General features: G+C 39.7%; 15 protein-coding genes. 9 read left to right on the top strand and 6 right to left on the bottom strand.

Going from position 1 to position 14094, the window contains the following annotated elements:
* Positions 1-7: 7 nt before the first annotated feature.
* Positions 8-409, top strand: a complete 402-nt coding sequence (locus tag VH441_RS09520) for a hypothetical protein (protein WP_434353407.1) — start codon at positions 8-10, stop codon at positions 407-409.
* Positions 410-493: 84 nt separating this feature from the next.
* On the opposite strand, the gene VH441_RS09525 is transcribed toward VH441_RS09520, so the two are convergent.
* On the bottom strand, positions 494-667 hold the full coding sequence (locus tag VH441_RS09525; protein ID WP_434353408.1) for a YgaP family membrane protein: 174 nt from the start codon (positions 665-667) through the stop codon (positions 494-496).
* Between the two features lie 23 nt (positions 668-690).
* Positions 691-1557, bottom strand: a complete 867-nt coding sequence (locus VH441_RS09530; RefSeq protein WP_434353409.1) for an MBL fold metallo-hydrolase — start codon at positions 1555-1557, stop codon at positions 691-693.
* Between the two features lie 221 nt (positions 1558-1778).
* On the opposite strand from VH441_RS09530, the gene VH441_RS09535 reads away from it, so the two are divergent.
* The 4 genes from VH441_RS09535 (at position 1779) to VH441_RS09550 (ending at position 6110) form a co-directional block, all read left to right on the top strand.
* A complete protein-coding gene (locus tag VH441_RS09535; RefSeq protein WP_434353410.1) occupies positions 1779-2120 on the top strand; it encodes a metalloregulator ArsR/SmtB family transcription factor in 342 nt (113 codons plus the stop codon).
* A gap of 42 nt (positions 2121-2162) precedes the next feature.
* Positions 2163-3923 (top strand): SulP family inorganic anion transporter, encoded by a 1761-nt coding sequence (locus tag VH441_RS09540; protein WP_434353411.1) that lies wholly within the window; start codon positions 2163-2165, stop codon positions 3921-3923.
* A 94-nt stretch (positions 3924-4017) separates the two neighbouring features.
* Positions 4018-4665, top strand: a complete 648-nt coding sequence (gene nfuA / locus VH441_RS09545) for a Fe-S biogenesis protein NfuA (protein WP_434353412.1) — start codon at positions 4018-4020, stop codon at positions 4663-4665.
* Between the two features lie 158 nt (positions 4666-4823).
* A complete protein-coding gene (locus VH441_RS09550) occupies positions 4824-6110 on the top strand; it encodes an O-acetylhomoserine aminocarboxypropyltransferase/cysteine synthase family protein (RefSeq protein WP_434353413.1) in 1287 nt (428 codons plus the stop codon).
* 89 nt (positions 6111-6199) lie between these two features.
* On the opposite strand, the gene VH441_RS09555 is transcribed toward VH441_RS09550, so the two are convergent.
* On the bottom strand, positions 6200-6655 hold the full coding sequence (locus VH441_RS09555; protein WP_434353414.1) for a universal stress protein: 456 nt from the start codon (positions 6653-6655) through the stop codon (positions 6200-6202).
* 222 nt (positions 6656-6877) lie between these two features.
* On the opposite strand from VH441_RS09555, the gene VH441_RS09560 reads away from it, so the two are divergent.
* Positions 6878-7618 (top strand): glycosyltransferase, encoded by a 741-nt coding sequence (locus VH441_RS09560; protein ID WP_434353415.1) that lies wholly within the window; start codon positions 6878-6880, stop codon positions 7616-7618.
* A gap of 40 nt (positions 7619-7658) precedes the next feature.
* Positions 7659-8306 (top strand): DedA family protein, encoded by a 648-nt coding sequence (locus tag VH441_RS09565; protein ID WP_434353416.1) that lies wholly within the window; start codon positions 7659-7661, stop codon positions 8304-8306.
* A gap of 103 nt (positions 8307-8409) precedes the next feature.
* On the opposite strand, the gene VH441_RS09570 is transcribed toward VH441_RS09565, so the two are convergent.
* Positions 8410-8859, bottom strand: a complete 450-nt coding sequence (locus VH441_RS09570; RefSeq protein ID WP_434353417.1) for a YaiI/YqxD family protein — start codon at positions 8857-8859, stop codon at positions 8410-8412.
* Between the two features lie 138 nt (positions 8860-8997).
* On the opposite strand from VH441_RS09570, the gene rpoN reads away from it, so the two are divergent.
* A complete protein-coding gene (gene rpoN, locus VH441_RS09575) occupies positions 8998-10611 on the top strand; it encodes an RNA polymerase factor sigma-54 (RefSeq protein WP_434353418.1) in 1614 nt (537 codons plus the stop codon).
* Here the strand turns inward: rpoN and VH441_RS09580 are convergent.
* Complete coding sequence (locus VH441_RS09580; RefSeq protein WP_434353419.1) at positions 10608-11720, bottom strand: MmcQ/YjbR family DNA-binding protein; 1113 nt, start codon at positions 11718-11720, stop codon at positions 10608-10610. The genes rpoN and VH441_RS09580 overlap by 4 nt on opposite strands.
* Positions 11721-13016, bottom strand: a complete 1296-nt coding sequence (locus VH441_RS09585) for a glutamate-5-semialdehyde dehydrogenase (protein WP_434353420.1) — start codon at positions 13014-13016, stop codon at positions 11721-11723. It lies immediately after the preceding gene.
* A 238-nt stretch (positions 13017-13254) separates the two neighbouring features.
* Here VH441_RS09585 and VH441_RS09590 point away from each other — a divergent pair, with 238 nt between their 5' ends.
* Positions 13255-14037, top strand: a complete 783-nt coding sequence (locus VH441_RS09590) for an ABC transporter ATP-binding protein (protein ID WP_434353421.1) — start codon at positions 13255-13257, stop codon at positions 14035-14037.
* Positions 14038-14094 lie beyond the last annotated feature (57 nt).

Below are 14094 nucleotides of genomic sequence, written 5' to 3' on the forward strand. Positions count from 1 at the left end.
TTTAATTATGAAAGCATTAAGTGTTAAAGCCATGATGGCGGCAATGGTTATTGGGTTGGCAGGTTGTGCCAGTACAGGAAACATTACGCCGCAGTATATATCGCCTAGTAACTATGCAAGTTATGATTGCTTTACCCTAAATCAAGAGTATCAACGCGTTAACCAGTATATTGAGGGAACGCAAAATCAGGTCAATCGTCTTAAAGCCTCTGGTGTGAGAATTGGGCTGGCTGGCAGTAGCCACCGTATTTACCCGACAGTGAGTTTTGGTTTGGGATCAGATGGCAGTAACGATGCTCGTAAAACTAAGTTGTCTCATTTATTTGGTGAAAGTGATGCTATTATTCAGGCAGCACGTATGAAAGGCTGTAGTTTTGCAGAAGATATTAAGATTTATGGCGAAGAATAACAAACCTAGCTAACCAAGGTAATAAAAAAACGGCTTAGTATGAGCCGTTTTTTTATAAATAAAATATCGTAATGATTGCTTAGGTTACTGACGTAAACCGAGCATTTTGTATAATGGGCAAAAACTGACAAACCCTGTTAATAAAGGGATAATGCCAACGGCTCCCCACCAGTTTTTAAAATAGTAGCCAAGTCCAATAATCACCAGACCTGCAATAATTCTTAATGTGCGTTCAGTACTTCCCATATTTGGTTTCATAACATACTCCTGTTGAGTGGTTTTTATAGTGCGTTGAGTGGAACTTTTAAATAACGTATACCATTGTTTTCTGGTTCTGGCAGCTCTCCAGCACGGATGTTAATTTGCACAGATGGTAAGATTAACCGAGGCATAGAAAGAGATTTGTCTCGGGCTTCTCTCATTGTAACAAATTCTGTTTGGCTAATACCATCTTTTACGTGTTTGTTGAGACGCTTCTGTTCACCAACTGTTGTGGTTGCTTTGTAATCACGCCCCTCAGGCGGGTAATCATGACATAAACACAACAGGGTATCTTTAGGCAAATTTAATAAACGTTGGATAGAGGCATAAAGCGCATTTGCATCCCCGCCAGGAAAGTCACACCGAGCAGTGCCAACATCGGGTGCAAAAATGGTATCACCAACAAATATAAATGTTTGTTTATTGTGCTTAGCAACATATGCCATGTCTGCAGGTGTATGTCCTGGCACGTGCATGGCGGTAATACTAATATCTCCCAATTGTAGCTTTGTACCCTCGTCGGTTAAAATATCAAATTGGCTGGCATCCGTTTTAAAACTTGTATCAAGGTTAAATACCTCTTTAAATATCGTTTGAACTTTTGTGATGTGCTTACCAATGACGGTTTTACCACCCATCGCTTTTTTAATGTAGGATGCAGAAGATAAATGGTCTGCATGGGCGTGGGTTTCGATAATGTATTTTAGTTGCCAGTTGTGGCGGTTTATAAAATCAATCAGTTTATCGGCATTATCACTAGATGTTCTGCCTGATTTGAAGTCATAGTTTAATACAGGGTCAACAATGGCGCAGAGTTGATTGACTTCATCCACCAATATGTGGCTAAAGGTTTCAGTATCTTTATCTAAAAAAGAGTGTAGAAGCATTGCATACCCCGTGATGATTTTTATGCTTTTAATATTATACATTATCATGACAATTTATTAAATCATATAATGTAATTGTGCTAGATATTGACAGCATTATCTAACTAATTAATAATAGATAGAATAATATACTAATAAAAGTAAAACTATGATGATAAAATAGGGATAGTTTTGTGCCTTAGTCAAATGCATGAAACAGCAATAAAAATGGAAGGAAAAAAATGACAGCTAATGAAAATATACCTACAGCAGAGGTTAATGAAAATCTAGTCAATGCGATGCGTTCGGCGGCGGGAGATGCCAGTCAATTACTAAAGTCGTTATCTCATCCAGACCGTTTAATGTTACTTTGCCAGTTAACGCAAGGTGAATACTGTGTGAGCGAGCTTGAAGAGCTGGTTGGTTTGGCGCAGCCGAGCCTTTCTCAGCAACTGGGAATCTTGCGTAAAGAAAACTTAGTGAATACACGCCGTGAAGGTAAACAGGTGTACTATAGCATTTCTAGTGAAGATGTTTTGGCAATTCTTAAGCTATTGTATTCTCGTTTTTGTCCAACACCTTAGGCTATACAACAACGCATGCTTTAATTGGTTAAACTAATTTATATGGCAACTTCAAAAACGCCCTCACATTCAACACAAGCATCTAAACGCCGAGGGCTGTTATCTTATCTTTTGCCAGCATGGTTATTACAATATCGTAAATCACAGTTTATAGCAGATATTTTGGCAGGTATTGTGGTTGGCGTATTAGTCATCCCACAAAGCTTGGGTTATGCTGTGTTGGCGGGTTTACCCCCAGAGTATGGGCTTTATGCCTCTATTGTGCCCGTGTTGGTATATGCCTGGTTTGGCTCTAGTAACTTTCAGGCAGTAGGGCCGGTTGCCATTACGGCAATTATGACTGCCAGCAGCTTGTCTGGATATGCAGATAAAGGGGTCGTGGTTTATGCCAGTATGGCAAGTTTACTGGCAGTGATGGTGGGCTTGATACTATGGTTGGCAGGTAGACTGAAATTTGGCTGGATTATGCAATTTATTAGCCGTGGGGTTGCTTCTGGTTTTGTTAGCGGTGCGGCTGTGTTAATTTTTATCAGCCAACTCAAGTATTTCACTGCAATTCCATTTTCTGGCAACACCCTGTTTTCTTATTTATCAAGTATGTTTGCAAACATTGCCCAGCTGCACAATTTTACAGTGTTTTTAGGTGGGGTGGGGTTTGTATTATTACTGCTCAATAAATATGGTAATAAGTGGGTTTGGAAATCTTGGTTGCAACCAGCGCCAGCAAAGTGGGTTGAGCGTTTGTTCCCTTTATGCTTGGTGATTGTTTTTATTTTATGTAGTGATTTATGGCATTGGGCAGATAAAGGCGTGCCGGTTATTGGTAATACGCCAAGTGGGTTACCAAATTTTTCGTTGCCTTATGTGCCAAGCTTATCAGACTTTTTTAATTTATTACCAACCGCCGCTTTAATGGCATTAATTGCATTTGTATCTAGTAGTTCAATTGCTGGTTTTTATGCCCGCAAACATGGACAAAAGTTTGATGCCAATGCCGAACTAACAGGGTTAGGTTGGGCAAACCTCATAGGTGGGTTTTTTCAGAGTTTTGCTGTGGCAGGTGGGTTTTCTCGTACAGCAATAAATGATGATTCAGGTGCTAAAACACCATTAGCTAGCATCGTGACGGTGTTAGTCATGTTATTTGCGTTATTATTGCTTGGCAATCTTATTAGTCCACTGCCGTATGCCTTGCTTGGTGCCATTATTATGGCATCGATTATTGGGTTAATAGATTATCCTCTTTTTCGCCATGCTTGGCGTGTCGATCGGTTAGATGCCATCAACCTTGTTGTTACTTTTTTTGCTGTATTGTTGCTTGGTTTAAACTCTGGGCTGATTATTGGTTTGCTGGTTTCTTTTGCAAGCTTAATTTGGCAATCAAGCAACCCGCATATTGCAACAGTAGGCGTTTTAAAAGATACCGAGCATTTTAGAAATGTTAACCGACACAATGTACAAACGTTTGATAACTTATTGTTTTTACGGATAGATGAAAGCCTGTTTTTTGGTAATAGCGACTCTGTACAACACCACATCATCCATTGTGTTGAAAAGCATCCACAAGCCTGTGATATTATTTTAATTATGTCTGCGGTAAACCACGTGGACTTAACAGCACAAGAAATGCTCATTGAGTTGAATGCAGATTTAATAAAACAACAAAAGCGTTTGCATTTTAGCGAGATAAAAGGTCCTGTTATGGATGTGTTAGCAGAAACTAAAGTGATTAAACAATTATCTGGGCATGTGTTTTTAAGCACCATCAAAGCAGTTGATGAACTCAAAAGCAATAATTCATAGTGATTTACTCAGGTTTTTTATAAACCAACATTGATAAATGTTATAATAGCCTTATCTTAAAGAAAACCTTTAAAATAACAACGAGGATGACTTGATGAGCGAAGCAACAGACAATACACAAGTAGCTAACCAAGAAACGTTAACCAGTAATATTAATATTACCGAATCTGCACAAGGATATTTAGCAGACCTATTAGCCAAACAAGAAACCGATGGTATTGGTGTGCGTATTTTTGTAGAAAATGCGGGTACGCCAAGGGCAGAGTGCTGCATGTCATATAGCCAACCTGGTGAACATAACGAAGCAGACTTACGCCTAGACTATAGTGACTTTAGTGCGTATATCGACTCAGCTTCTATCCCTTATTTGCAAGATGCGGTGATTGACTACAATGCAGACCGCTTTGGTGGGCAGTTAACCTTTAGAGCGCCAAACTCAAAAGTGCCACAAGTGGGTGAAAACGCCACAATAGAAGAGCGTATCCATTATGTTTTGCAATCAGAAATTAACCCAGGTCTTGCCTCGCATGGCGGTGTGGTTGAGCTGGTAGAGCTGCTGGAAGAAGAAGGCGTTGGTTTGACAGCAGTACTTAAATTTGGTGGTGGCTGCCAAGGTTGTTCTGCGGTTGATGTTACTTTGCGAGAAGGGGTTGAGGTGCAACTTAAGCAACAAGTACCAGAACTTACCCAAGTGGTTGATGAAACCGACCATAGCCAAACAGAAAATGCGTATTACCAATAATAGTTTCTAAATTATATTCCAAAATGGAATAATCTATCAATTTATTTGTGATTTTACAAATCCAAAAGCTGAGTTACTATAGTTAGGTTACTAGATTGAGTAATCTAACTTTTTTTATGTTTTTAATATTGATTGACATCGCTTAAAAGGACTATTGTATGACTCACCAAACAACAAATCTTGAAACATTAGCAATTCATGCAGGCTATAAGCCAGATCCAACAACCAAAGCTTGTGCCGTGCCAATTTACCACACAAGCTCTTATGCATTTGATGATACGCAGCATGGCGCTGACCTGTTTGACTTAAAAGTAGCTGGCAATATTTACACTCGTATTATGAACCCAACAAATGCTGTGTTAGAAGAGCGAGTTGCGGCTATGGAAGGCGGTATCGCCGGTTTGGCACTTGCTTCTGGCATGGCAGCCATTACCTACACCATTCAAACATTAGCCGAAGCTGGCGATAACATTGTTTCAGTATCTACTTTGTATGGTGGTAGCTATAATTTATTTGCACATGCGTTGCCACGCCAAGGCATTGAAGTACGATTTTTTGACCATACCAAGCCAGAGAGTATTCGTGATTTAATTGATGATAAAACAAAAATGGTATATGCCGAAAGCATTGGCAATCCTTTAGGTAACATTGTAGATATTGAAGCATTGGCAACCATTGCACATGAATATGGTGTGCCTGTGGTGATTGATAATACGGTTGCAACGCCGGCACTTTGCCGCCCGATTGATTTTGGCGCTGATATTGTTATTCACTCATTGACTAAATACATGTCAGGTACGGGTACTTCTATTGGCGGTATTATTGTAGATGGTGGCAAGTTTGATTGGGCAAAACAACCAGAACGTTTCCCGCTATTAAACACGCCAGATGTTAGCTACCATGGAGTTAATTTTGCACAAGATGTGGGTGCCGCTGCCTTTATTACGCGTGCGAGGGTAGCACCGCTACGTAATACTGGCGCAGCATTAAGCCCATTTAATGCCTTTAGTATTATGCAAGGCATTGAAACATTGGCACTGCGTATGGAGCGCCATGTGCAAAATGCGCAAGCAGTGGCAGAATATCTGCAAAATCATGAAAAAGTGTCTTGGGTTAAATATGCTGGTTTGGCAGACCACCCAGAACATGCGTTGGCTAAAAAATACCATAAAGGCACACCATCAGCCATTTTAAGCTTTGGTGTTAAGGGTGGTCGAGAGTCAGGTGCTAAATTTATTGATGCGTTACAGATGATTGTCCGCTTAGTTAATATTGGTGATGCAAAATCACTTGCGTGCCATCCAGCAAGTACAACCCATCGTCAGTTAAATGAAGAAGAACTTGCAAAAGCCGGTGTTAGTGAAGATATGGTTCGTTTATCAATTGGTATTGAGCATATTGATGATATTAAAGCAGATTTAGAGCAAGCTTTGGCAAATGCCTAAGTTAACTTGTGTGAAATAAAAAAACCCCACGTCGCCAATTGGTAACGTGGGGTTTTATCAATTTTATCATAGGTTAGGCTTTAGTATCGTTAGATGTCTAAATGCACCACCAAAACATCGCATTTTATGTTTGGCATAATGTTATTAACCGTTGAGCCATGTAAAAGAGCCGACAAACCATGACGCTCATGACGACCAATCACCAATAAGTCTACTTGATGTGCGTCGCAATAGCTAATAATCCCTTCCGTGCTTGAAACGGCCGTTGCAATTTCTGCATTAATGTTTGTATTTTTAGTGTTAAGTTGGTTTCGGTCTAAAAAATCCACCATTTCTGCTTTCATTTCTTGCCTATTTTCTTCATCAACTTCATTTAATGAAGCGGCAGGGATTAGTTCATACCCAAAACCAACCACAGTGTCTTGCACAATATGTAAAACTGACAGCTGGCTTGACTCCGAGGTTAATTGTTGCTTTGCTTTTTGGGCAACTAAATCCGCATCTTGTTTTAAATCGGTGACTAGTAGTATGTGTTGATATGACATCGTTTTATTCCTTTTTTGTGGGGTGTATAAAGCGCTGTGTGTAACCATATTGTTATATCTTTACTATATGATAGCAAGAATTACAGGGTGTTGAGTAGCTTTTTATGCAGTTAGTTTTAACTATTTTGATTTGTGCCGTGTTATATATTGCGTGATATCTCTTCGACTCTTTTTTGCACAAAGTGACTACAAAAATACGATAAAAGAATGTTGTGGATGAGCATGGAAAAACCCAAATCGATTAGCGTGATAATCATTACCTTAAATGAGTCTAAACGTATTGGTAAGTTGTTAACAGACTTATCTCAGCAGAGTTATCAACATTTTGAAGTGATTGTGTCTGATTCTGATAGTGATGACAATACCCGAGAAGTTGCTAACTCGTATCATGATATTTTGCCAGATCTAACTGTGCATAATATGCAAGCCCGTGGCGTGAGTAGGGGGCGTAATACAGGCGCTAGCTTAGCAAAATATGAGCGACTGTTGTTTTTGGATGCCGATGTGCATTTAGATAAACATTTTTTGTCAAAAGCCATTAAATTTTTAGATAAAAAAGATCTTGAGGTGGCTGGTGTTTACATGAATGCCAGAAAACTGCCATTGCATTATTGTTTGGGTTATTCTTTATTTAATGTGGGGCTTTTTGCAACTTCTTACTTTTTTCCTACTGCGGTTGGGGCGTGTGTTTTTTCGACCAAACAGGCGCATGAAAAACTTGGCGGTTTTGATGAAGCAATTACTTTGTGTGAAGATTGCGACTACGTGAATAGAGCATCAAAAATCAGCAAGTTTCGTTTATTACCATTAACCTTTTCTTTTGATCCACGGCGGTTACAACAAGATGGTTTCTTGGGTACAGGGTTAATCTATTTAAAAGCAAATATTTATCGCTTTTTTAACGGAGAAATGCGTAACAATGAAATGGACTACCAGTTTAACCATTATAAAGAAGATAATTAATAAAGCCGTTAATAAAGGCTATGGCTGGTGTTGATGGGCTATGTCATTTTTACTGTTATTTTTTGGTGCACTACTGGACGCTTTGATAGGTGCGAATCTATTTATTATGGGAGAACCGTTTTTATTAGCTGCCGGTTATCAGCTGTATGCGGGTTCTTGGTGGGGCGTGCTGGCGGTTTTTTTGGGTGGTTTAGTAGGGGATCAAAGTAGCTATTTTATAGGCAGACATTTAGGTAGCAATGCTCAAAACAAATTGATAAATTGGCAACCAAAAACCCGTCGCCCTATTGCCCGTTTTCGCCTATTAATGAAAACAAAAGGCAACTATGTACTCATTTTTGCTCGACTACTTGGTCCTGTTGCTTGGGTAGTGCCTTTTTTGGCAGGCAGCCAAAAGGTCAGTTGGCAACGTTTTACCATCTGTGGCAGTATAGGGCTGTTTTTGGGTGTTGCCCAATGGGTTTTGTGGGGTTATTTGCTAGCAATGGGTGTTCAAATGCTGTCTTGGTGGGAGCCAATAAATACCCTGTTACAAACGCATCAAACCAGCATGCTTGTGTTGCTGTTACTGGTTTTATTGTTGTTAGCCAGCAGGTTTTGGCAAACGCCATGGCTTAAAGTGGCGATGGCAATCTTAACTTTGGTTTTTATACTTTACGTTACTTTTTTATTTGGCTATCTGGTATGATTACTTTAGTTTAGCGGACACCTATTTTAGCTAACAATGTGACTTGGGCGATTTGGCTATTTGATGTTTGTGGGTAAACAAAAGATTTTGACAAGAATAGGCGTCATCTAACGAGTTTATTTAGCCCATCTGCAAATGCTTTTTTATCTTTGTCGGAATAAGGCTTTTGTCCTCCCATTTCAGTTGGGTTGAGCACGCCTGTGCCACGCATCGTATCCATAAAGTCTCGCATATTTAGGCTTTGTTTTATGTTATCTTTAGTGTAAATCATCCCTTTAAAGCTCATCACTTTTGCCCCTTCATTAATCCCTTCATCGGCTAAAGGGATGTCATTTGTAATGATTAAATCGCCACGGGTACAGTTTTCTATAATGACGTTGTCTGCTACGTCAAAACCTTGCGCAACTACTTTCATATTGATAAATGGCGAAGGGGTTAAATGGAGTGCCTGATTGGCAACAAAGGTGGTTTTTGTTTGCGTCCTCATGGCGGTTTTAGTGATTAACTCGCGTGCAATTTTAGGACAGGCATCGGCATCAACCCATATATGCATAAGGGACTCCAAATATTAAAATCAGGTTATTCATAGTGGGATAATATCATGATTTTTACTAAAGTCAGTGTGTTAAAATATTAGTTGGGTTTTAATTAGCCTATAATAACAATTAATTAATGAACCAATTAACGCTTTATGAATACGTCTTTTAAGTCTGGCATTCACGTCACCGCTGGCATTGCACAAAAATTAAACCCTCAAATGCAGCAGGCAATTAGGCTGCTTGCCATGTCTAGCCTTGAGTTAGAACAAGAGGTACAGTTACAACTTGATAGCAACCCCTTGCTAGAGAGGATAGAAAGTGATGACTTATTAGACAGGCTAGATGAATTGGATACGTTTTTAGTTGATGATTTTAGTCAAAACAATCAAACGTTAAACGAAGGTAAGCTTGGTAACAACGATGAAGTAAAAGAGGATGACTTAATAGACAGCTATGATAGGTTGTCGGATTCCTCATTGCAAAATATTGCCATAGATACAGATTGGGACAATATTTATACACATGGTTCAAATATGTCGTTATCTAGTCATCAACCCAACCATGCAATCAATAGCAACGAGCCTGAAAGCTTTCAGGGTAAAACACAAGTCACTATTCAAGACCATGTGCGTTGGCAGCTTAATTTTAAGCATTTATCGCAAATAGATATGTTAATTGCCGACTATTTGATTGACGCTATGGATGATGGTGGGTTTATTGATATTAACCTAACAGAGTTGCAAGCTAACCTAACAGGCTTGGTAAGTTTTTATCAATGGGCAGATGCGGTTGGCAAAGACGAAATTGAGGTGGTTTTGCATATCATCCAGTCTTGCGAGCCGACAGGTGTTGGCGCTTGCAGCTTATCTGAGTGCTTAACATTACAACTTAATCAATTAGACAACAACACTCCAAATATTAACAATGCGTATGAACTGCTGAAACATTCAGAACTGTTATTAACTAATGATATTGAATCATTATTAGCTAAGACAGGGCTTAACTCTCATGATATTGAGCCTGCCTTAACGCTTATCCGTACTTTAAACCCAGCACCTGGCAAAGCATTTATTAATACACAACCAATTTATGTCGATGAACTAGAAAGTTATGATGTTCCGGATGTGTTGGTAACACCGAATGATGAAGTAGATGCAAAATTAAGCGAGAAAGCGTCCAATATAAAATGGCGAGTTTGTTTAAATCCTGAAACCTTGCCAAAAGTACGAATTAATCAAGAATACGCCAGCTTGATTAAGGTAGACGATGACAGTGCAGACAATCAATATTTAAAGCATCACTTAGGTGAAGCAAAACTGTTTATCAACAGTATCGAAGAGCGAAATAACAACTTGCTAAAAGTTGCCACAGCAATTGTAAAACGTCAGCAACAGTTTTTGGTAGATGGTGCAATTGCGATGCAGCCACTTATTTTAAAAGAGATTGCAGATGAGGTTGGCTTACATGAATCAACTGTCTCACGCTTAACAACCAGTAAAAGCATTCTAACGCCTCAGGGGTTATATGCTTTAAAGTATTTCTTTTCATCGAGTTTGGCGAGTAATACAGGTGCGGTATCTGCAACGGCAATTTGTGCAATGATAAAAGAATTAACCTTGCTTGAAGACCCTAAAAAGCCATTATCAGATAATGCGATTGTACAAAAGTTACACAGACAAGGCGTTAAAATATCACGTCGTACTGTGGCTAAATACCGCGAGTCAATGAATATTGCTCCATCCACTCAGCGTAAACAAAAATATTAGTTAGCTTGTGTTTCTATCTGTTTTACCACCGCATCTGGTACGCCTCTTGCGCCGCGTATAGAGGTGAGCCCCAGCTGTTTTAACTTAGTGAAAGTAAATTTTGTTTTATCAAATGTTTTGATGCGTTTTAAGTGCATTCTTTTAATGGGGTTGCCTTTTTTATCAGTTTTGGTAGATGCAATATTGGTTTCTATCACTTCGCATTTATATAAAATAGCAGAGTAGGGCTTGCCAAGATACATATAAACGATATCACCGACTATAAAGTTAGCGCCTTGATACCAATACACCACCTCTTTTTCTTTAAACACTTTAATAACATCATAATAGTGCGGATTGGCGGGAATTACCCAGTATTTTATTTGAGTGCGGAGTTCCTTCGTTTTTTTGTTGCGTGAGGGGGCTTTGTTTTTTATCGTTAATTCACGACTTTTGCGCACCAATGCAAACAATTGTGCATCGGTTAAGTGCCCACCAAGTACAATGGTTACCCAGTGTTTTTTATTCATGTGGTAGGCGGGATAAATGCCTGCTTGTTTGTGCAAGTCGGCAACCAAATCGCTATTAACTTTGATGTTGATGATTTCGACTTTTTGTTTGGCTTTTTGCGTGTTTAAGGTAGGTTCAAGCGTACTTTTACTAACTTGAGTAACTAGAGCGTACCATTTTTGGTTTTCATTATTACGGAAGACACCTGTTTCTTTAGATTTTGTAAAAGGCGCATCAGGTTGTTCATCAAATTTGGCAAGTATCCAGTCTGCCAAGCGGTTGGTTTGTTCATTGGCAAAGCGCGTGGCAATAAAGCAGTTTTCTACAATGTTAGTAAGCACCGTTTGATAAGCTTTACGTACGCTGCCTACAAACTCGCCTTTAACACTGGCGATACGTACGTTGATGTATTCTTCATCTTCTAGGGTGTCAATAACTTGGCTACTGGTTTTACCGTTGTGATACACAACGACTTTTACGCTAAAGTCACCGCCAATAATCTCTTTTGTAAAAGTATATGTATCGCCGTTTTTGACAAATCCATATGGTACGAGTTTGTCAAAATCTGGGCGCTGGCGATTAAAAGTATCAAAATGGATTAGGTTTGGGATGTTTGCCACTTAGCCTCTTACCTCACCATGCCCAAATACCACCCATTTTTGTGAGGTTAAGCCCTCTAACCCCACAGGTCCACGGGCATGGATTTTATCGGTAGAGATACCAATTTCTGCACCCAAACCATATTCAAAGCCATCTGCAAATCGGCTAGAAGCATTAATCATCACACTTGATGAGTCGACCTCACGGATAAATTGCTGAGTACGGGTGTAGTTGTTAGAAATAATCACATCGGTATGTTGGCTACCATGGGCGTTAATATGCACAATGGCATCATCAATACCATCAACCAATTTAACCGCAAGTATCGGCGCAAGATATTCGGTATCCCAATCTTCATCAATGGCTTTATCAATATGCCCTTGCAAATTGGTTGATTGCTGTAATAGGGGTAAAGATTGCTCACATGCACGCAATTGCATTTGTGTATCCGCTTGTACAATGGCTTCACAAATTGGGGTAAGCAGTGTATCTGCCACAGCTTTATCTACCAGTAAGGTTTCCATCGTATTGCAAGTGCCATAACGTTGGGTTTTGGCATTAACCGATATTTTTACGGCGAGTTCTGGATCTGCAAACGCATCAATATAAGTATGGCAGTTACCATCAAGGTGTTTAATAACAGGCACACGCGCTTCATCGGTAATGCGTGCAATCAGTCCCTTACCACCGCGAGGGACGATAACATCAACGTACTGACTCATGGTAATTAACTCACCCACAGCGGCACGGTCGGTAGTCGCAATAACCTGTACGGCATTGGCAGGTAAACCGGCATTGGCTAGCCCCTCATGGATGCACTTGGCAATGGCTTGGTTAGACTCAAAAGCCTCTTTACCACCACGTAGGATGATGGCATTGCCAGATTTGAGAGCGAGGGAGCCTGCTTCTAAAGTGACATTAGGACGAGACTCATAAATCATACCTACGACACCAAGGGGGACTCGCATCTTACCCAATTGAATGCCAGATGGACGAAAAGTCATGTCGCTAATCTCGCCGACTGGGTCAGGCAAGGCAACCACATCTTTTAAACCTTGCAACATGTCATCAAAACGGGCATCGGTTAGCTCTAAGCGGTCAAGTAAAGCCGTTTCAAGGTCATTATTATGTCCGTTTTTCATATCGAGAGCATTGGCAGACAAAATATCGGACTTATTTGCTAGCAAGGCATCATGAATTGCCATCAGCGCTGAATTTTTGTCTTTGGTGCTGGCAGCTGCTAGGATGCGTGAGGCATTGCGAGCTTGTTTGCCGACAGTTTGCATGTAGGTTTTAATGTTTGATGCGGTGTCCATAAAAGAGTCCTTTAACTTGTTAAAAAGTTTCGAATGTTTGTTAACTTATAATAAAATATGGCATTAGTAAAGCCGTACAAGTTTGTAAACTTGATAAGTTAAAACAAAAAACTTGCCTTTTCCCCCAGTTTTGGGGGAAAATAACCAGCTATATTTCTCAATTGCTACCAATTATTTTATTGATTCAATAATATAGTGATAGCCGTATTACCAATTAGCCAATAGTAAAAAGTATAGTATGAATAAAGAAGATAATCCTCCAGTTGCTCTTAACTTAATCGACATCCATAAAAACTATGGTGCTTTAGAGGTTTTAAAAGGGGTGTCTTTAACTGCTCATGATGGTGATGTTATCTCAATTCTTGGTTCATCTGGTTCTGGTAAATCGACCCTGTTGCGTTGCATAAACTTGCTAGAAAACCCGTCAGCTGGGCAAATCATCGTTGGGCAAGAAGAACTCACTCTTGTAAAGGCAAAAGATGGCAACTTAAAAGCAAAAAATCGTAAACAGTTAGATGCAATGCGAGCAAAAATTGGTTTTGTTTTCCAAAGCTTTAATTTGTGGCCACACAAAACGATTTTAGAAAACATTATTGAAGGGCCTACCCAAGTTTTAAAAATAAACAAAGCACAAGCCATACAAGAGGCAAAAGATTTGTTAGCAAAGGTTGGGTTGGCAGACAAACATAATGCTTATCCTGACAATTTGTCTGGTGGTCAAAAGCAGCGTGTTGCCATTGCCCGTGCGTTAGCAATGAAGCCACAAGTGCTTTTGTTTGATGAACCAACCTCCGCGCTTGACCCAGAGCTTGTGAATGAGGTGTTGGCGGTAATGCAAGAGCTTGCCGAAGAAGGCAGAACCATGCTGATTGTTACTCACGAAATGCGATTTGCACGTGAGGTTTCTAGCAAAGTGGTGTTTTTACATGAAGGGCGAATAGAAGAAATGGGTACGCCAGAACAAGTGTTTGATCATCCAAAGTCAGAGCGTGTTAAAGAGTTTATGGCATCGCATAATTAATGTTGCGATGAATAAAAGATAATTAAAGACTTACTTTGGTAGGTCTTTTTTTATTTT

Origin of the sequence: Psychrobacter sp. HD31, assembly GCF_051097895.1 — a bacterium.
GTDB lineage: Bacteria > Pseudomonadota > Gammaproteobacteria > Pseudomonadales > Moraxellaceae > Psychrobacter.

Coding starts and splice junctions, on each gene's coding strand:
- VH441_RS09520 (WP_434353407.1), top strand. CDS start 8: ATGAAAGCATTAAGTGTTAAAGCCATGATGGCGGCAATGGTTATTGGG.
- VH441_RS09525 (WP_434353408.1), bottom strand. CDS start 667: ATGAAACCAAATATGGGAAGTACTGAACGCACATTAAGAATTATTGCA.
- VH441_RS09530 (WP_434353409.1), bottom strand. CDS start 1,557: ATGCTTCTACACTCTTTTTTAGATAAAGATACTGAAACCTTTAGCCAC.
- VH441_RS09535 (WP_434353410.1), top strand. CDS start 1,779: ATGACAGCTAATGAAAATATACCTACAGCAGAGGTTAATGAAAATCTA.
- VH441_RS09540 (WP_434353411.1), top strand. CDS start 2,163: ATGGCAACTTCAAAAACGCCCTCACATTCAACACAAGCATCTAAACGC.
- nfuA (WP_434353412.1), top strand. CDS start 4,018: ATGAGCGAAGCAACAGACAATACACAAGTAGCTAACCAAGAAACGTTA.
- VH441_RS09550 (WP_434353413.1), top strand. CDS start 4,824: ATGACTCACCAAACAACAAATCTTGAAACATTAGCAATTCATGCAGGC.
- VH441_RS09555 (WP_434353414.1), bottom strand. CDS start 6,655: ATGTCATATCAACACATACTACTAGTCACCGATTTAAAACAAGATGCG.
- VH441_RS09560 (WP_434353415.1), top strand. CDS start 6,878: ATGGAAAAACCCAAATCGATTAGCGTGATAATCATTACCTTAAATGAG.
- VH441_RS09565 (WP_434353416.1), top strand. CDS start 7,659: ATGTCATTTTTACTGTTATTTTTTGGTGCACTACTGGACGCTTTGATA.
- VH441_RS09570 (WP_434353417.1), bottom strand. CDS start 8,859: ATGCATATATGGGTTGATGCCGATGCCTGTCCTAAAATTGCACGCGAG.
- rpoN (WP_434353418.1), top strand. CDS start 8,998: ATGAATACGTCTTTTAAGTCTGGCATTCACGTCACCGCTGGCATTGCA.
- VH441_RS09585 (WP_434353420.1), bottom strand. CDS start 13,016: ATGGACACCGCATCAAACATTAAAACCTACATGCAAACTGTCGGCAAA.
- VH441_RS09590 (WP_434353421.1), top strand. CDS start 13,255: ATGAATAAAGAAGATAATCCTCCAGTTGCTCTTAACTTAATCGACATC.